The organism is Serratia sp. BNK-33-b, assembly GCF_048684565.1.
Classification (GTDB): domain Bacteria; phylum Pseudomonadota; class Gammaproteobacteria; order Enterobacterales; family Enterobacteriaceae; genus Serratia; species Serratia marcescens.
On the sequence record NZ_JBLQTZ010000001.1, the window covers coordinates 1,530,072 to 1,544,478 of the forward strand.

Below are 14,407 nucleotides of genomic sequence, written 5' to 3' on the forward strand. Positions count from 1 at the left end.
CCCAAGAAAAAGCCCGGCATCGCCGGGCTTTCTTTATCGCGCAGTGTGATTCAGCGCCTCGCTCACGCGTTCGACGACGTGTTGGGCGGTGACGATGCCGCCGGACAGATAGACCTCGGCCGCCGGCAGGTAAACCACCTGGCCTTTTTTCACCGCCGTGGTTTTCTTCAGTGCGGTGCCGGTGAGGATTTTCTGCGGCGCCACCGCGTTCGGCCGCCCGGTCGCGGCGTCTCTGTCGATGACGAACAGCCAGTCCGGATTCAGCTTGGCCACCTGCTCAGGCGTCAGCTTGTTGCCGCGCACGTCTTTTTCATCGGACTGCAACGCGGACGCGAAGCCGAGGGCGTCATAGACGAAGCTGAAACGGCTCTTGGGGGCGTAAGCGCTGATCTTGCCGCCGGAGAACAGCACCACCAACCCGCGTCCGGCCTGGGCGGCCTGCGGTTTGACCGCCGCGATCTGCGTATCCAGCTTGTCGATCGCCGCCTGCGCCTGTTGCTGCTTATCGAACAGCTCGCCCAGCTGCAGGGTGCGCTGTTTCAGGCTGCCCAACTGATCCTGCTGATCGACGGACATGTTCAACGTCGGCGCCAGCGTGTTCAGCTCGTCATAGGCTTTGGACGCCCGGCCGGCGATCAGGATAAGATCCGGTTTGGCGGCGCGCAGCACGGCCATATCCGGTTGGAACAGGGTGCCGGCATTGAGGTATTTGTCGTCCTGATAGCGCTTCAGGCTATCCGGCAAGTTCTTGCGGTTGCCGGGCAGCGCCAGCGGCTCGACGTCCAGCAGCTGCAGCGTTTCCAGCGAGGCGTAATCCAGCACCACGATGCGCTGCGGGTGCTTCTTCACCTCGGTGCTGCCGTTCAGGTGCTGGACGTTGACGGTGGCCGGGGTAGCGGCTACCTGCGTATCGGTTTTGCTGTGGCAACCCGCCAGCGCCATCGCGGCCAGCAGGGCGATCATCAGGGGGGAGCGGCGTAATTTCATGGAGCTTCCTCACGGTGATGGAATGAAAAGGGCGCGCAGCGCGCGCCCGGGGGCATCAGAAGTTGTAGGTCATGCCGACGGTGTAACGGCGGCCGTCCAGCGTGGTGTTGTAGTGATCGTAATCCACGGTCTTGTCGAGGATGTTGTAGACCCCGCCGGTCAGCTGCAGGTTTTTCGCCGCCTGGTAGCTCAGGCCCGCATCGACGAAGGTGTAGGACGGCGTGCTCTTGGCCATCGAGGTACGGCTCAGATACTCAGACGTTTTGCTGCGGAAATTAACGCGCGACCACAGGCTGAGGTCCTGCGTGGCGCGCCAATCCAGCACGGTGTTAACCATGTGCTTCGGCATCTGGTTGAGCGCCTTGCCCTGGAACTCGCCGCTCTTCTGCTCGGAAGCGGTGTAGGTGTAGTTGGTGTTCCACTTCCAGTCTTTGTTGATCTGCCAGCCGAAGGTGGCTTCTACGCCGCGCATATTGGCTTTGTCGACGTTGACGCGATCGCTGATAAAGTCGTAGACGTCATTGCCGATCTTACAGTCCGGCGTGTCTTCGCAGCGGCGCACTTCGGTGATCTTGTTCTTGAAGTCGGTGTTGAAGACGGTCACCCCGGCGTTGACGCCTTTCAGGCTATCCCACATCAGGCCGATCTCTTCGCTCAGGCTCTTCTCCGGCTGCAGATCCGGGTTGCCGACGATGATGCCTTTACGCACGCCGCCGCCGGTGACCTGGCCCCAGTTGGCGGAGGATTGGCGCAGATCCGGCGATTTGTAGCCGGCGGAGACGCCGCCTTTCAGCGTCCACTGTTCGGTCAGGTGCCAGACCCCGTACATGCGCGGCGTCCAGTGGCTGCCGAAGTTTTCGTCCTGATCCATGCGGATGCCGGTCGTCAGACTGAAGTCGTTGGTCAATGCCCACTCATCTTCGGCGAACAGCGCCCAGCTCCAGCGCGTCAGCTTGCTGAGACCTTGTGCCGATTCAAGCTGGTTGCCGCTGTCGCTCAGTTTTTCATAGCGATACTGACCGCCGAGGTTCAGCATGTGTGAACCCAGCTCGAACTGGTTCTGGGTGTTGAAGATGGTGTTGTACATCTTCATTTTGCGGCCCGGGTTGTTGGTCTCTTCCCGCTGAACGTAGCTGGTGGAGTTGCCGAAGTCGTAATAGCCGTTGTGGGTCAGCGCGTAGTTGGTGCGCGTATACAGGCTTTCGCTGCGCGATGTCGGCGTGCATTTGCCTTTGCTGCAGCGTTCCGCTACCACCGATTTGCCCGGCGTGCTGTTGCGATCCTGCAGCGAGCGGCCGATTTCAAAGTCGAATTCGTTTTTCTCGTCCGGGGTCAGGGTGAACACCGCGGTGCCGCTGCGCATGCGCTGCTCGTTGTAACCGTTGGTGATTTTATCTTCCGCGCGGCGCGACAGCAGGCCGTTGACCCGCAGGCCGAGCAGGCCTTCAACCAGCGGGCCGGAGGCGTAGGCGTTGGTCTGGAACAGATCGCCGGAATCGCGGTTTTCCTGAAGGGTGGCGTCGCCGTGCAGCGAGCCTTTCCACTCGGTGCGCGAGGTTTTGCGGGTGATGACGTTGATCACGCCGCCCATGGCGTCGGAACCGTACAGCGAAGACATCGGCCCGCGCACCACTTCGATGCGCTCAATGGCTTCCATCGGCGGCAGCCAGCCCTGTTCGATGCCGGCGTTATCGCTGTTCGGCCGGGTGTCGCGGGTGTCGACGCGCTTGCCGTCCACCAGGATCAGCGTGTACTTGGAAGACATGCCGCGAATGCTGATGTCGCTGCTGCTGGCGCCGCCGGTGACCACTACGCCCGGTACGTCTTTCAGTGCATCGGTCACGTCGCGATAGGCTTTATCTTCGATCTGCTGGCGCGGGATCACCGAGATGGAAGCGGCAGAGTCCTGAATTTTTTGCTGAAAGCCGGAGGCGGTGACGACCATGGTGTCCTGGGTGTCGTCCTGCGGCGCGGCCAGTGCGGCGGTGGCGCTGAGTGAGGCGATCACCAGAGCGGCGAGCTTGCTGTAACGTGGCGTTTCCATGAGGTAAACCTTTCCTGGATTGAAGTGAAAGTAATTAACCAATTGAATTTCTAATGAAATTATTCATCGTTCGCTGAGAAATACTTCGCTTCGTCAGCGTTGCGTGAGGGTATTGTAAGGATTTTTTTCTTAATGTAAACGCTAATGATAATTCATATCATTTGTATGCTTGTTCTGCTGACGGAAAAGGGTAACCGGATGAATTAAAGGGAAAAGCGGCGCAGCGGGCGTGCGCCGGGAAGGATCAGCGTTTCTGGATGTAGGTGATGGCCAGCGCCAGCGCCAGCACCAGGCCTTTGATAATGTCCATGGCGTAGTAGGGCACCGACAGCATCACCAGGCCGTTTTGCAGCACGCCGAGGATCACCGCGCCGATCAGGGTGCCGAGCGCATTGGGTTTACCGGCGCCGGCCAGCGAGAAGCCGATATAGGCCGCCGCCACCGCGTCCATCAGATAACCGCCGCCGGCATTGACCTGCGAAGAGCCAATACGTGACGCCAGTAAGATGCCGCCAAGCGCCGCCAGCCAGGAGGAAATGACGTAAGCGGCAACCCTGTAACGCACGGTGCGGATGCCCGACAGACGCGCAGCCTCGGGGTTGCCGCCGATGGCGTACATGCGGCGGCCGTGCTTGGTCAACGACAGGAACAGCTGCACCGCCACGGTGACCGCCAGCATGATCAGCACGATCACCGGCACCTGGCCGAGGGCGGAAAACACCTCCGGGATCGGGCCTTCCGCCATGTCGCCATTCGGCAGCACCATGTTTTGGGTGATGGAACCGCCGTAGCTGTAGGTCATCGCCACGCCCTGGATCACGAACAGGCTGGCCAGCGTCGCCAGCATATCGGGAATTCTGAACACCACGATCAGCAGGGCGTTGAACAGGCCGACCAGTGTGCACAGCAGCAGCGTCACCACGATGGCGCCGGTGGTGCCGAACCCGTGCCAGACGAACAGCGAAATCACCAGCGCGTTGGCCAGTGAGGCGGTTGAGCCGACTGACAGATCGAAACCGCCGACCGACAGCGAGATAGAGACGCCGATGGCGATCACTGTCACGATGGCGATCGAACGCAGGATATTGATGATGTTGTTGGCATCGAGAAAATTGTCCGACGCCAGGCCAAACAGGGCGATCAGCGCCGCCACGGTCAGCAGCATGCCCCACTTGTAGAGGAAATCGAACAGCTGTTGGCGCCAGGGCAGCGCCGGCCGCAAGGCAAATTCTTTACTCACGCAGGGGTTCCTCCGGTGGAATAGAGTAATAAGGTTTCTTCGTCGATGTCGGCGGCGTTCAACTCCGCCACGATGCGGCCGTCCCACAGCACGCAGATGCGATCGCACAGGCCAATCAGCTCGGCGAACTCGCCGGAGGCGTAAATCACGCCTTTGCCGGCGCGGGCCAGGCCGTCGATCAGGCTGAACAGCTCCTGTTTGGCCTTGATGTCCACGCCCTTGGTCGGCTCATCGAAGATCAGCACCTCGGCGTCGCCGCGCAGCCATTTGCCGATCGCCACTTTTTGCTGATTGCCGCCTGACAAGCGCGCCAGCCGCTGTTGCGGGCCGGAGGCGCGAATGTTCAGACGCTGCATGATCTCGCGCGCCCAGCGCAGTTCTTGCCGCCGGTTGAACAGGCTCCAGCGCGAGAAGCTGTCGTCGGCGCTGACGCTCAGGTTCATCGGGATCGCCTCGTCGATGAAAATGCCTTCTTTGCGGCGTTCTTCCGGCACCAGCGCCAATCCTTGTTCGACCGACAGGTGCGGCGCGCGTGGCGCCCAGGGCTGCCCGCGCAGTTCGCCGCGCTCGAGCTGCACGGCGCCGGCGCCGAACAATGCCTTGCACAGTTCGGTTTTGCCCGCCCCGGCCAGCCCGGCGATGCCGAGGATCTCGCCCTCATGCAACCGCAGCGAAACGTCGCGCAGCTTATGGCGATCGCGCAAGCCCTCCACCTGCAGCAGCGTTCGCTCTGGGTGCGGCGGGCGCGGCGGCGGGAAAATGTCGTCCAGCCGATGGCCGAGCATCTTCTCGACGACCTGTTCGCCGCTCAGCCCGCGCATGGCGTCTTCGCTGACGCGCCGGCCGTCGCGCAGCACCGTCAGCCGATCGCAAATGTCGCTCAGTTCATGGATGCGGTGGGAAATAAACACGATGCCGATGCCTTCGGATTGCAGGCGGCGCACCACGTTAAACAGGCGCTCGCTCTCGGCGCGATCGAGCGGCGCGGTCGGCTCGTCGAGCACCAGAAAACGGCAGCGGTGCGACAGCGCGCGCGCCAGCAGCACCTGCTGTTTTTCCGCCAGCGTGCAGTCCGCCAGGCGTCTGCGCGGGTTGAGCGGCAGCGCCCATTGCTGCAGCAGCTGCGCGGCGCGGCGGTGCAGCTCCGCCCAGTTCAGCCAGTGGCCCGGCTCGTTCAGCCAGTCAAGCATGATGTTTTCCGCTACCGACAGCGTGGGGATCAGCGCGACGTCGACCTCTTGCTGCACCACGTGAATACCGTGACGGCGCGCCTGCAGCGGGGAGTGGATCGCCACCGGCTGGCCGTCGATCAGGATCTCGCCGCGATAATGATCGTGGGCGCCGGAGAGGATCGCCATCAACGTCGACTTACCCGCGCCGTTGGCGCCGACCAGCGCATGGATTGATCCGCCCTGCAGCGTGAAGTCCACGTCCTGCAGCGCGTTGAAGCCGGCGAAGGCGATCGAGATATTGCGCATCTCGAGGCGTGAAGGCGTTGCGGTTGACATAGGGTAGTAAGGCCGTTTAGATGTTTAGATGGCTGTTTTGCTCTGTTGTAACACAGATTGCGCCGTTGGCAACCAACAAAATGGCATAACGGCGATGAAAAACGTGGAGAGGCAGGGGCGCAACCCGCGTCAGGCTGCGCCGGTGCGAGAAGCGGTCAGAAGGTGGTAGGGGTGTGTGCGCTGACGATGCGGCAAATGCGCGCCGACGTATTGCTGAAGCTGTGCGGAATGCCGGTGTTGATGGCGTAACTCTGACCGGCGGTCAGGCAATAGCTCTGGCCGTTGATGGTCAGCACGATCTCGCCCTCCAGCAGGGTGCCGATTTCTTCGCCCTGATGCTTGATCTTTTCGCCGGTGGTGGTGCCGGGCTGGTAGGTTTCCAGCATCATCGCCAGGTTGCGCGTCGGGCTGCCGTTGTGCACCAGCTTCATCGACACCCCCTGGCTGCCGATCTCAATCAGATCTTCGGCGTCGATCACCACGCGCGGTTCGTCGACGGCCTCCGGTTCGGCAAAGAATTCAGACAGCGACAGGCCATACACCTTCAGCAGCTTTTGCAGCGTGCTGATGGCCGGGCTGACCTTGTCCTGTTCGATGGTGCTGATCGCACTGTGGGTTAACCCGGACAGTTCGGCGACCCGGCGCTGCGACAAACCCAATTGCTGACGGATCTGTGACAGGCGTTTGCCCGGTGCCAAGCTGGCTTCGCTCATAGCGGTACTTCCTTCTGGTAGGGGCGACAGGCAGACATGAATATCGTTATCGGGCGCCTGTCTGGGCGATAACGATGCTGCATGATATCGATAGTTAGGGCAGGTTTGGAAAATATATTGCCCATGTTCACTCTCGGTGCGTTGGACGAAATAGTTGACGTAAAAATGGCAGCAAGGCCTTTTCGGTCAATATTTTATCAATTTAGCAGCCGGTGGTGAATAATCAAACAGGATTGTAACATTTGCAAACCCATTCTGTTAATACTATGTTTCATATTGTGGATGTTATTTTGAGCGCCCGGCAGCGGCGCGACCTGGCGAGAAATCCAATCATGTGTTGAATCGAACGGCGGACGGGCGCTAACGCGCCTTAAGAGCATAATGGCGGGTGACGTATGCAAACCAATAGCGCAGCAGTTGAACATTTTGCACAGCATCATGAAGAGAGGCGAAGTAGCGCGTTCCAAAATGAGGTTGCTCATTATTTGGAACGCCATCCCGCCACGCAGTATGTCGATATCCTTCTCACCGATCTCAATGGTTCCTTCCGCGGCAAGCGCATACCCGTCTCAGGGTTGAAAAAACTGGAAAAAGGCAGCTACTTCCCCGCGTCGGTGTTCGCCATGGACATCCTCGGCAACGTGGTGGAGGAGACCGGTCTTGGGCAGGAGCTCGGCGAGCCTGATCGCATTTGTCTGCCGGTGCCCGGCTCGCTGACGCCGTCGGCCGCCGATCCGGAGCATATCGGCCAGGTGTTGCTGACCATGCTGGATGAAGATGGCACTCCCTTTGACGTTGAACCCCGTAATGTGCTGAACCGCGTGTGGCAGGCGCTGCGACAGCGCGGCTTGTTCCCGGTGGCAGCGGTAGAGCTGGAGTTTTATCTCATCGATAGGCTGCGCGACGCGGAAGGCGATTTGCAGCCGCCGTGTGCGCCCGGCACCCAGGAGCGCAACACCCAAAGCCAGGTGTATTCCGTCGATAACCTGAACCATTTCGCTGAGGTGCTGAACGATATCGACGCGCTGGCGAAGCTGCAGGGGCTGCCGGCGGACGGCGCGGTGGCGGAGGCGTCGCCGGGGCAGTTCGAGGTCAACCTGCGTCATACCGACGATATTTTGCTGGCCTGCGATCACGCGCTGGCGCTGAAGCGGCTGGTGCGGCTAGTGGCCGAGAACCACGGTATGCACGCCACCTTTATGGCCAAACCCTATGAGGATTACGCCGGCAGCGGCATGCACGTGCATGTCAGCATGCAGGACGGGGCGGGTAACAACCTGTTCGCCGACGGCGAAGGCGAGGATTCACCGTTGCTGAAACAGGCGCTGGCCGGAATGATCACCCTGATGCCGGCGTCGATGGCGCTGCTGGCGCCGAACGTCAATGCCTATCGGCGTTTCCAGCCGGGGATGTATGTGCCGATCCAGGCCGCCTGGGGCCACAACAATCGCACCGTGGCGCTGCGCATCCCCTGCGGCGAACCGGAGAATCATCGGGTGGAGTACCGCGTGGCCGGCGCCGACGCCAATCCGTATCTGGTGATGGCGGCGATCCTGGCCGGCATGCTGTACGGGTTGGACAACGCGCTGCCGTTGCCTGAGCCGGTGACCGGCAACGGGCTGGAGCAGGAGGGGCTGCCGCTGCCGATCCGCCAGAGCGATGCGCTGTACGAGTTTGAACATCAGCACGCGTTGACCCACTATCTGGGCGAGCGTTTCACCCAAGTTTATCACGCCTGCAAGACGGACGAATTGCTGCAGTTTGAACGGCGGGTGACGGAAACAGAGATCGACTGGATGTTGAAAAATGCCTGAATGGGCGTATAAAGTAAGAAGTATGTGCGGGCGACCGGCCTGCCGGTAGCGGATTAATTCGCCTGCCGGGCTGGTTTTCCGTTCGATCGACAAAAAGAATTTGTATTTGAGGGCTTCCGGATCTTGTCATCCGGAGGCATTCTGGTGCAAAATATCTCAAATGCAGATAGCCGACGTTTTGAAAGCGTCGGTTATTTTTTTTGCATTTAGTTTTACCAACGTAGCGTTTCATACACCAAGCGAGGCCGGACACCGATCCGGATAGATAAATAGTTTCGTGCACGATCAAACAAAACTTTATGGTCGTGACTCATGAGGATTAGAAAGATGGGGCAATTTTTCACTTTAGCGCCGGTGCCCGCCGGTTTCCGCTGTGGCCGCAGCGACTATGGAGCAGCCGAGGTTACCTCGACCCGTTATCCAGCTTACAATCCCCTTCTTTTAGAATTAAGTCGCTCGTTGCGAAGTTTCCCCGCAACCTTAAGTCTTGGCGTGTCCGCCATCCGCAAGGCTCAAGGTAAGGGGGGGCTGAACAATGTCCGATAACACCCTTAACGCCGCTCCGGCTCAGCGCACTCAGCTGCGTAAAACCCTGACATTGGTTCCGGTAGTGATGATGGGTCTGGCTTATCTGCAGCCAATGACCATCTTCGATACCTTCGGCATCGTATCCGGCCTGACCGATGGTCACGTCGCGACCGCGTACGCCTTCGCTCTGCTGGCGATCCTGTTTACCGCCCTGAGCTACGGCAAGCTGGTGAAGAAGTTCCCTTCCGCCGGTTCCGCCTACACCTACGCCCAGAAAGCCATCAGTCCGCACGTCGGCTTTATGGTGGGCTGGTCATCGCTGCTGGACTACCTGTTCATGCCGATGATCAACATTTTGCTGGCCAAGATTTACCTGGAAGCGATCTTCCCGGGCGTCCCGTCCTGGATCTTCGTGGCGGTGCTGGTCGGGTTGATGACGATTTTCAACCTGCGCGGCATCAAGTTGGTGGCTAACCTGAACTCCATCATCGTGGTGGTGCAGGTGGCGATCATGATCGTATTTCTGGGCCTGGTGATCAACGGCGTTTACCACGGCGAAGGCGCCGGTACGCTGGTCAGCAGCCGCCCGTTCTGGTCCGATAACGCTCACGTGGTGCCGATGATTACCGGCGCGACCATCCTGTGCTTCTCGTTCCTGGGCTTCGACGGCATCAGCTCGCTGTCCGAAGAAACCAAAGACGCAGAGAAAGTGATCCCGAAAGCCATCTTCCTGACGGCGCTGATCGGCGGCATCATCTTTATCGTGGTGTCTTACTTCGTGCAGCTGTATTTCCCGGACATCTCGCGCTTCAAGGATCCTGACGCGTCGCAGCCTGAAATCATGCTGTACGTGGCGGGCAAGTTCTTCCAGTCGGTGATCCTGGTGTTCTCCTGCGTGACGGTATTGGCGTCAGGCATGGCGGCGCACGCGGGCGTTTCGCGTCTGATGTATGTAATGGGCCGCGATGGCGTGTTCCCGACTCGCTTCTTCGGCTATGTGCATCCGAAGTGGCGTACCCCGGCGCTGAACGTGCTGCTGGTTGGCGCCATCGCGCTGTCCGCAGTGTCGTTTGACCTGGTGACCGCGACTGCGCTGATCAACTTCGGTGCGCTGGTGGCCTTCACCTTCGTCAACCTGTCGGTGATCTCGCAGTTCTATATTCGCGACAAGATGAACCGCACCGTGAAGGACACGTTCAACTACCTGATCTTGCCGGTGATGGGCGCACTGACCGTCGGCGCGCTGTGGATCAACCTGGAAGCCAGCTCGATGACGCTGGGCCTGGTTTGGGCGGCCATCGGTCTGATCTACCTGGCCTTCGTCACCCGCAGCTTCCGTCTGCCGGTGCCGCAAGCGAGCGAAGACGCCGCCTAAGCGCGAGTCGTCTCCTCAGCCACAAAAAAGGCCGCTTTCGCGGCCTTTTCCTTTTCTGCTTGCTGCGGGTTTTATCCCACCAACTCTTTGCCGTAATCGAACAGCGCTTTCAGCAGGGCGGTTTTCTCTTTGTCGCCTTCGTGCAGGTTATACAGCGATTCGAGCTGCAGCAGATAGCTCTGCACGCGCTCCGCGCTCAAGGCTTCCTGACGATGTTGCAGCCAGCGGCGCTGCTCGGCGTCGTCCAGCGTATTCGGGTAGTTGCGCGCGCGGAAGCGGAACAGCAGCTCTTTCATGCGGCCGTCGCTGAAGGCCAGATCCAGCGCCGGCAGGTTCTGCGGCTTGGTCTGCTGGATAATCCTCATCGCCGCCTTGTCGGCGTCGCTGAAGAAACCGTCGTACAAGCGGGCGTCGACGTCGTCGGCGCCTTTGAACGGCTCGGCTTCGGCGAACAGCGCGACCACTTTCTCGCGCACTTCCGGATGCTGTTTCAGCAGCTGCAGATTTTGCAGACACGCCTGACGATCGATGCCCAGCCGCTCGGCGTTCTCCGGCAGCAAGGTTTTGGCCGGCGCCAGCACCGGACATTTGTTGATGTGCACCAGCTTGATCGGCACCGGCGCCTGATCCGGCGCCAGATCGTCGCGGCGGGTGTACAGCCGTTCACGCAGTTGCTCGGCGCTCAGCGTCAACAGCGGCGTCATGTCGCCGGCCAGATCGCACATGATCACCGCGTTCTTGTTGTCCGGGTGCCAGGCCAACGGCGACACCCAGCTGGTGTTGCCGCGCGCCGCGCCGAACATGCCGGAGACGTGCACCAGCGGCGTCATGTCAGCGACGTCGATCAGGGCGTTCAGCTTGTGTTTGTTACGGTGCTGCAGCAGGAAATCGAACAGCCGCGGCTGCGCCTGCTTGACCAGCTTGGCCATCGCGATGGTGGCGTAAACGTCCGACATCGCATCGTGAGCCTGCGTGTGTTCGACGCCGTTGGCGCGCGTGAGGTGTTCGAGGCGGAAGCTGGGGAAACCGTCTTCGTTTTCCGGCCAGACGATGCCGTCCGGACGCAGAGCGTAGCAGGCGCGCATCACATCCAGCAGATCCCAACGCGAGTTGCCGTTTTGCCAGCTGTAGGCATAGGGATCGTAGAAGTTGCGATAGAAGATATTGCGGCTCACTTCGTCATCGAAACGGATGTTGTTGTAACCGAGAATGCAGGTGCCGGCCACGCTGAAGGCCTGATGGATTTGGCGGGTGAACTCGGCCTCGTTAACGCCTTTGGCTCGCGCCACCTGCGGCGTGATGCCGGTGATCATCACCGCCTCGGGTTCCGGCAGGTAGTCGTCGGCCGGGGCGCAGTAGATGACCAGCGGCTCTTCGATAATGTTGAAATCCATATCGGTGCGCACGCCGGCGAACTGCGCCGGGCGGTCCAGCGACGGGCTCTTGCCGAAGGTCTCATAGTCGTGAATGTAAAATGTGGCCGTTGCCTTGCTGCTCAAAATCGCGTCTCTTCAGTGGCGGATACAATATGCCCCTATTGTAACGGCGTGGGGAGCGATGCCAAGCGGCGGTTAGCGAAATGCGCGCAATTACGCACGGCGATAGAAATCCAGCCGCTGATGAAAGTAGGGGAGCAGGTGGTCGGGGATCTGTCGTTCTGTTTCCGCCTGGGTCGAGGCGATGCCGTAGCGCTCGTTGTAGATCACGCTGATGGCCAGCAAATCGGTTTCTATTTTCTCGCGTTGCGCCTGCGGTAAGCTATCCAGCTTTCGAACCATCGTTATCTCCCTGTTAACCTTAGGGTATAATAGGATCGTTAGCGGGTCTTGTCCCTACCCATTCCGAGGGGAGGTGGACGCCTGAGCGCTTTGCTGTGAGCTGGAAGTCAGACTGTGACGCGCGGCGAACTCGCTCTGCGCCTGGTGCGCATTGAGGCGATCCGCCCGGTTATACAGCGAACAGGCGCCGCTTATCACCGCCCCCCAAAACAGGGTGCACAGCAGTAAAACCCCCAACCAGATTTTTTGGTTATAGGTCATAAGTCCTCCACGGACGAAAAGAGAAATAACATTGACCGTTAAATTAAATCAGGCACTACATCAATGGTATTTAAACGGCGGAGATTAATCATGGAATCTACGCGGTTCTTTTGTTACTAAACCCAGGGTGGATGTTTCAAAAGATTCCTTAAGATAATATTAAGAAAAGTGAGTCTGGGCGCCGTAATTCTATTTAATATTTGTTTAAATATCCGCAGATACAATCTCCCACATTCAATGCCAATGTGGGTGACAATGATGAAAACGCTACTGTTGACCGGCGCTACCGGCTTTCTCGGTGGTGCAGTTCTTGAAAAATTATTGATTGAAAATCAGTCTATTAATTATCTTTTGCTGGTGCGCGCCGATGATGCGCAGCAAGGGCTGGCCCGTATTCGCGCGAATATGGAAAAGTTTAATATCGACGCGAATCTGCTGTCTAAAATTACGATGGAAAATATATTGTTGGGCGATCTTTCCGAGCCGGCCGACTTTTTAACTGACGCACGTATTAACAATGTCACGCACGTTATTAACTGCGCGGCCGTTGCTTCATTTGGTAATAACCCGCTCATTTGGAAGGTAAACGTAGAAGGCACTCTGACTTTTGCTGAAAGAATGGCGCAGGTGCCGGGATTAAAACGCTTCCTGCACGTTGGCACCGCCATGTCCTGTTCGCCGGAGCCGGGTTCGCTGGTGGCGGAGAGCGGCGAGTTTGAGGAGGACGCCGAGCACCTGGTGGAATATACCCGTTCCAAATCCACCATCGAACAGCTGATGCGCCAGCGCTGCCCGCAAATGCCGTTGACCATCGCTCGTCCGTCGATTGTGGTGGGGCACACCCGGCTGGGCTGCCAGCCTTCCAGCAGCATTTTCTGGGTGTTTGGCATGGCGCTGATGCTGCGCAAGTTCATGTGCTCGCTGCAGGACAATATCGACGTGATTCCGGCGGATTACTGCGCGGATGCGCTGGTGATGCTGATGAACAGCGAAACGCTGGAGAACGACGTTTATCACATCTCCGCCGGTGAGGAGAGCAGCGTCAGCTTTGCTGAAATTGACAACGCCATGGCGGCGGCCCTGGAAAAAGCGCCGGTGGGCGATGAGTATGCGCAGGTGACCTATGACGCGCTGGTGAAAATGCGCCGTCAGCTGAAAGACATTTTCGGCCCGTGCAACGAGCGGCTGATGCTCAAAGCGATGCGCCTGTACGGCTCGTTCGCCATGCTCAACGTGCGTTTCAGCAACGAGAAGATCCTCAAGCTGGGCATGCCGAAACCGCCGCGTTTCACCGACTACATCGCCGGCTGCGTGCAGTCGACGCGCGGGCTGTCTATCCAGCAGCAGATGGTGGTGGACTTCAAATAACCGCCGGGCGCAACAGGCGCCCGAGGTTGCTCTGCTACCAGGACGAAGACGACCAGAAGACGCGGCCGAGCACCACCAGTTGCTCCTTGCGCTGTTGATAGCTGAGATGCTCGTCCTGGTACTCTTCCCGGTTGAGGGAGCGGATGATGACGCCGCCGTCCGGCTGCTCGATCAGCACCTTCACCCGCAGCAAATTGCCGTGGCGGATGGCGTAGGTCTTGCCCTCGCGGATGCGCGTGTCGTCGGTGTTGATGCCGACCACGTCGCCGTCCTGCAGGCGCGGTTCCATGCTGGAGCCGGAGATGCGGATAATGCGCGCGGCGTTGACCGCCACCCCCATCTTGTGCAGATAGTAACGGCGGAAGATCAGCGAAAACTCCTCGCGATCGACGATTTCGTAGCAGCCGTCGCCGGCGGAAAAATCAATATCCAGCAGCGGGATCTCCACAAACTCTTCCTTGTCTTGTTCGGTATCTTCCCATACCACCGGTTTCAAACGGGCGGGCTGGAAGTCCGACTCCGCCGCCACGTTGTCAAACGGGCGCACCAGCTGCTTTTCGTGAAACACGTCGAACCAGCCCTTGGGCAAATTCAGCCTGGCCTCGATCCGCCTGGCCAGATTGTCGCCAAGATTGCGGGAGGATTTTTCCCCGATGATTTGGCTCAGCGTCGGCGCGGAAGACTCAACCAGCGTGGCGAACTCATTCTGGTTGACGCCTTGCCGGGCGTAGCGGGCCATCAATTCGCGCAGATTGTTGCGCCTGATTTCTTTAGTTTCCATCGTGCAATGA

The 14,407-nt window shown here is 59.3% G+C and carries 12 protein-coding genes; 3 read left to right on the forward strand and 9 right to left on the reverse strand.

Features of this window, described 5'->3' with window-relative positions:
* Nucleotides 1-33: 33 nt before the first annotated feature.
* The 5 genes from ACMGGK_RS07265 to puuR all read right to left on the reverse strand — a co-directional run bounded on the left by ACMGGK_RS07265 (nucleotide 34) and on the right by puuR (nucleotide 6,492).
* Complete coding sequence (locus ACMGGK_RS07265; RefSeq protein ID WP_176062898.1) at nucleotides 34-987, reverse strand: siderophore ABC transporter substrate-binding protein; 954 nt, start codon at nucleotides 985-987, stop codon at nucleotides 34-36.
* A gap of 55 nt (nucleotides 988-1,042) precedes the next feature.
* A complete protein-coding gene (locus tag ACMGGK_RS07270; RefSeq protein ID WP_420276794.1) occupies nucleotides 1,043-3,031 on the reverse strand; it encodes a ligand-gated channel protein in 1,989 nt (662 codons plus the stop codon).
* Between the two features lie 244 nt (nucleotides 3,032-3,275).
* Entirely contained in the window at nucleotides 3,276-4,271 is a 996-nt protein-coding gene (locus ACMGGK_RS07275; RefSeq protein ID WP_240430009.1) for an ABC transporter permease, read from the reverse strand.
* On the reverse strand, nucleotides 4,268-5,779 hold the full coding sequence (locus tag ACMGGK_RS07280; RefSeq protein ID WP_028128354.1) for a sugar ABC transporter ATP-binding protein: 1,512 nt from the start codon (nucleotides 5,777-5,779) through the stop codon (nucleotides 4,268-4,270). The genes ACMGGK_RS07275 and ACMGGK_RS07280 overlap by 4 nt, the downstream gene beginning before the upstream one ends.
* A gap of 155 nt (nucleotides 5,780-5,934) precedes the next feature.
* Nucleotides 5,935-6,492 (reverse strand): HTH-type transcriptional regulator PuuR, encoded by a 558-nt coding sequence (gene puuR / locus ACMGGK_RS07285; RefSeq protein ID WP_016927000.1) that lies wholly within the window; start codon nucleotides 6,490-6,492, stop codon nucleotides 5,935-5,937.
* 395 nt (nucleotides 6,493-6,887) lie between these two features.
* On the opposite strand from puuR, the gene ACMGGK_RS07290 reads away from it, so the two are divergent.
* Both ACMGGK_RS07290 and ACMGGK_RS07295 read left to right on the forward strand, forming a co-directional pair.
* Nucleotides 6,888-8,306 carry a glutamine synthetase family protein gene (locus ACMGGK_RS07290; protein ID WP_028127730.1) on the forward strand — a complete coding sequence of 473 codons (1,419 nt, stop codon included), beginning with the start codon at nucleotides 6,888-6,890 and terminating at the stop codon, nucleotides 8,304-8,306.
* 535 nt (nucleotides 8,307-8,841) lie between these two features.
* Nucleotides 8,842-10,209: an APC family permease gene (locus ACMGGK_RS07295; RefSeq protein ID WP_004935642.1), complete on the forward strand. Its 1,368-nt coding sequence runs from the start codon at nucleotides 8,842-8,844 to the stop codon at nucleotides 10,207-10,209.
* Between the two features lie 71 nt (nucleotides 10,210-10,280).
* Here ACMGGK_RS07295 and sbcB read toward each other — a convergent pair whose 3' ends face one another.
* The 3 genes from sbcB to ACMGGK_RS07310 form a co-directional block, all read right to left on the reverse strand.
* Nucleotides 10,281-11,708 (reverse strand): exodeoxyribonuclease I, encoded by a 1,428-nt coding sequence (sbcB, locus tag ACMGGK_RS07300; protein ID WP_016927002.1) that lies wholly within the window; start codon nucleotides 11,706-11,708, stop codon nucleotides 10,281-10,283.
* A 90-nt stretch (nucleotides 11,709-11,798) separates the two neighbouring features.
* Nucleotides 11,799-11,987 (reverse strand): DNA polymerase III subunit theta, encoded by a 189-nt coding sequence (locus ACMGGK_RS07305; protein ID WP_016927003.1) that lies wholly within the window; start codon nucleotides 11,985-11,987, stop codon nucleotides 11,799-11,801.
* Nucleotides 11,988-12,041: 54 nt separating this feature from the next.
* The gene (locus ACMGGK_RS07310; protein WP_016927004.1) at nucleotides 12,042-12,248 is read right to left on the reverse strand and encodes a hypothetical protein; all 207 of its coding nucleotides are present in this window, start codon (nucleotides 12,246-12,248) and stop codon (nucleotides 12,042-12,044) included.
* 258 nt (nucleotides 12,249-12,506) lie between these two features.
* Between ACMGGK_RS07310 and ACMGGK_RS07315 the strand changes: the two genes are divergently transcribed.
* Nucleotides 12,507-13,616 (forward strand): SDR family oxidoreductase, encoded by a 1,110-nt coding sequence (locus ACMGGK_RS07315; protein WP_049298904.1) that lies wholly within the window; start codon nucleotides 12,507-12,509, stop codon nucleotides 13,614-13,616.
* Nucleotides 13,617-13,650: 34 nt separating this feature from the next.
* On the opposite strand, the gene ACMGGK_RS07320 is transcribed toward ACMGGK_RS07315, so the two are convergent.
* Nucleotides 13,651-14,397, reverse strand: a complete 747-nt coding sequence (locus ACMGGK_RS07320) for a S24 family peptidase (RefSeq protein WP_019453597.1) — start codon at nucleotides 14,395-14,397, stop codon at nucleotides 13,651-13,653.
* Nucleotides 14,398-14,407: the final 10 nt, after the last annotated feature.

Bases quoted from the DNA above. Each gene is read 5' to 3' on its own strand.
- ACMGGK_RS07265 (WP_176062898.1), bottom strand. From the start codon at position 987: ATGAAATTACGCCGCTCCCCCCTGATGATCGCCCTGCTGGCCGCGATG.
- ACMGGK_RS07270 (WP_420276794.1), bottom strand. From the start codon at position 3,031: ATGGAAACGCCACGTTACAGCAAGCTCGCCGCTCTGGTGATCGCCTCA.
- ACMGGK_RS07280 (WP_028128354.1), bottom strand. From the start codon at position 5,779: ATGTCAACCGCAACGCCTTCACGCCTCGAGATGCGCAATATCTCGATC.
- puuR (WP_016927000.1), bottom strand. From the start codon at position 6,492: ATGAGCGAAGCCAGCTTGGCACCGGGCAAACGCCTGTCACAGATCCGT.
- ACMGGK_RS07290 (WP_028127730.1), top strand. From the start codon at position 6,888: ATGCAAACCAATAGCGCAGCAGTTGAACATTTTGCACAGCATCATGAA.
- ACMGGK_RS07295 (WP_004935642.1), top strand. From the start codon at position 8,842: ATGTCCGATAACACCCTTAACGCCGCTCCGGCTCAGCGCACTCAGCTG.
- ACMGGK_RS07305 (WP_016927003.1), bottom strand. From the start codon at position 11,987: ATGGTTCGAAAGCTGGATAGCTTACCGCAGGCGCAACGCGAGAAAATA.
- ACMGGK_RS07310 (WP_016927004.1), bottom strand. From the start codon at position 12,248: ATGACCTATAACCAAAAAATCTGGTTGGGGGTTTTACTGCTGTGCACC.
- ACMGGK_RS07315 (WP_049298904.1), top strand. From the start codon at position 12,507: ATGAAAACGCTACTGTTGACCGGCGCTACCGGCTTTCTCGGTGGTGCA.
- ACMGGK_RS07320 (WP_019453597.1), bottom strand. From the start codon at position 14,397: ATGGAAACTAAAGAAATCAGGCGCAACAATCTGCGCGAATTGATGGCC.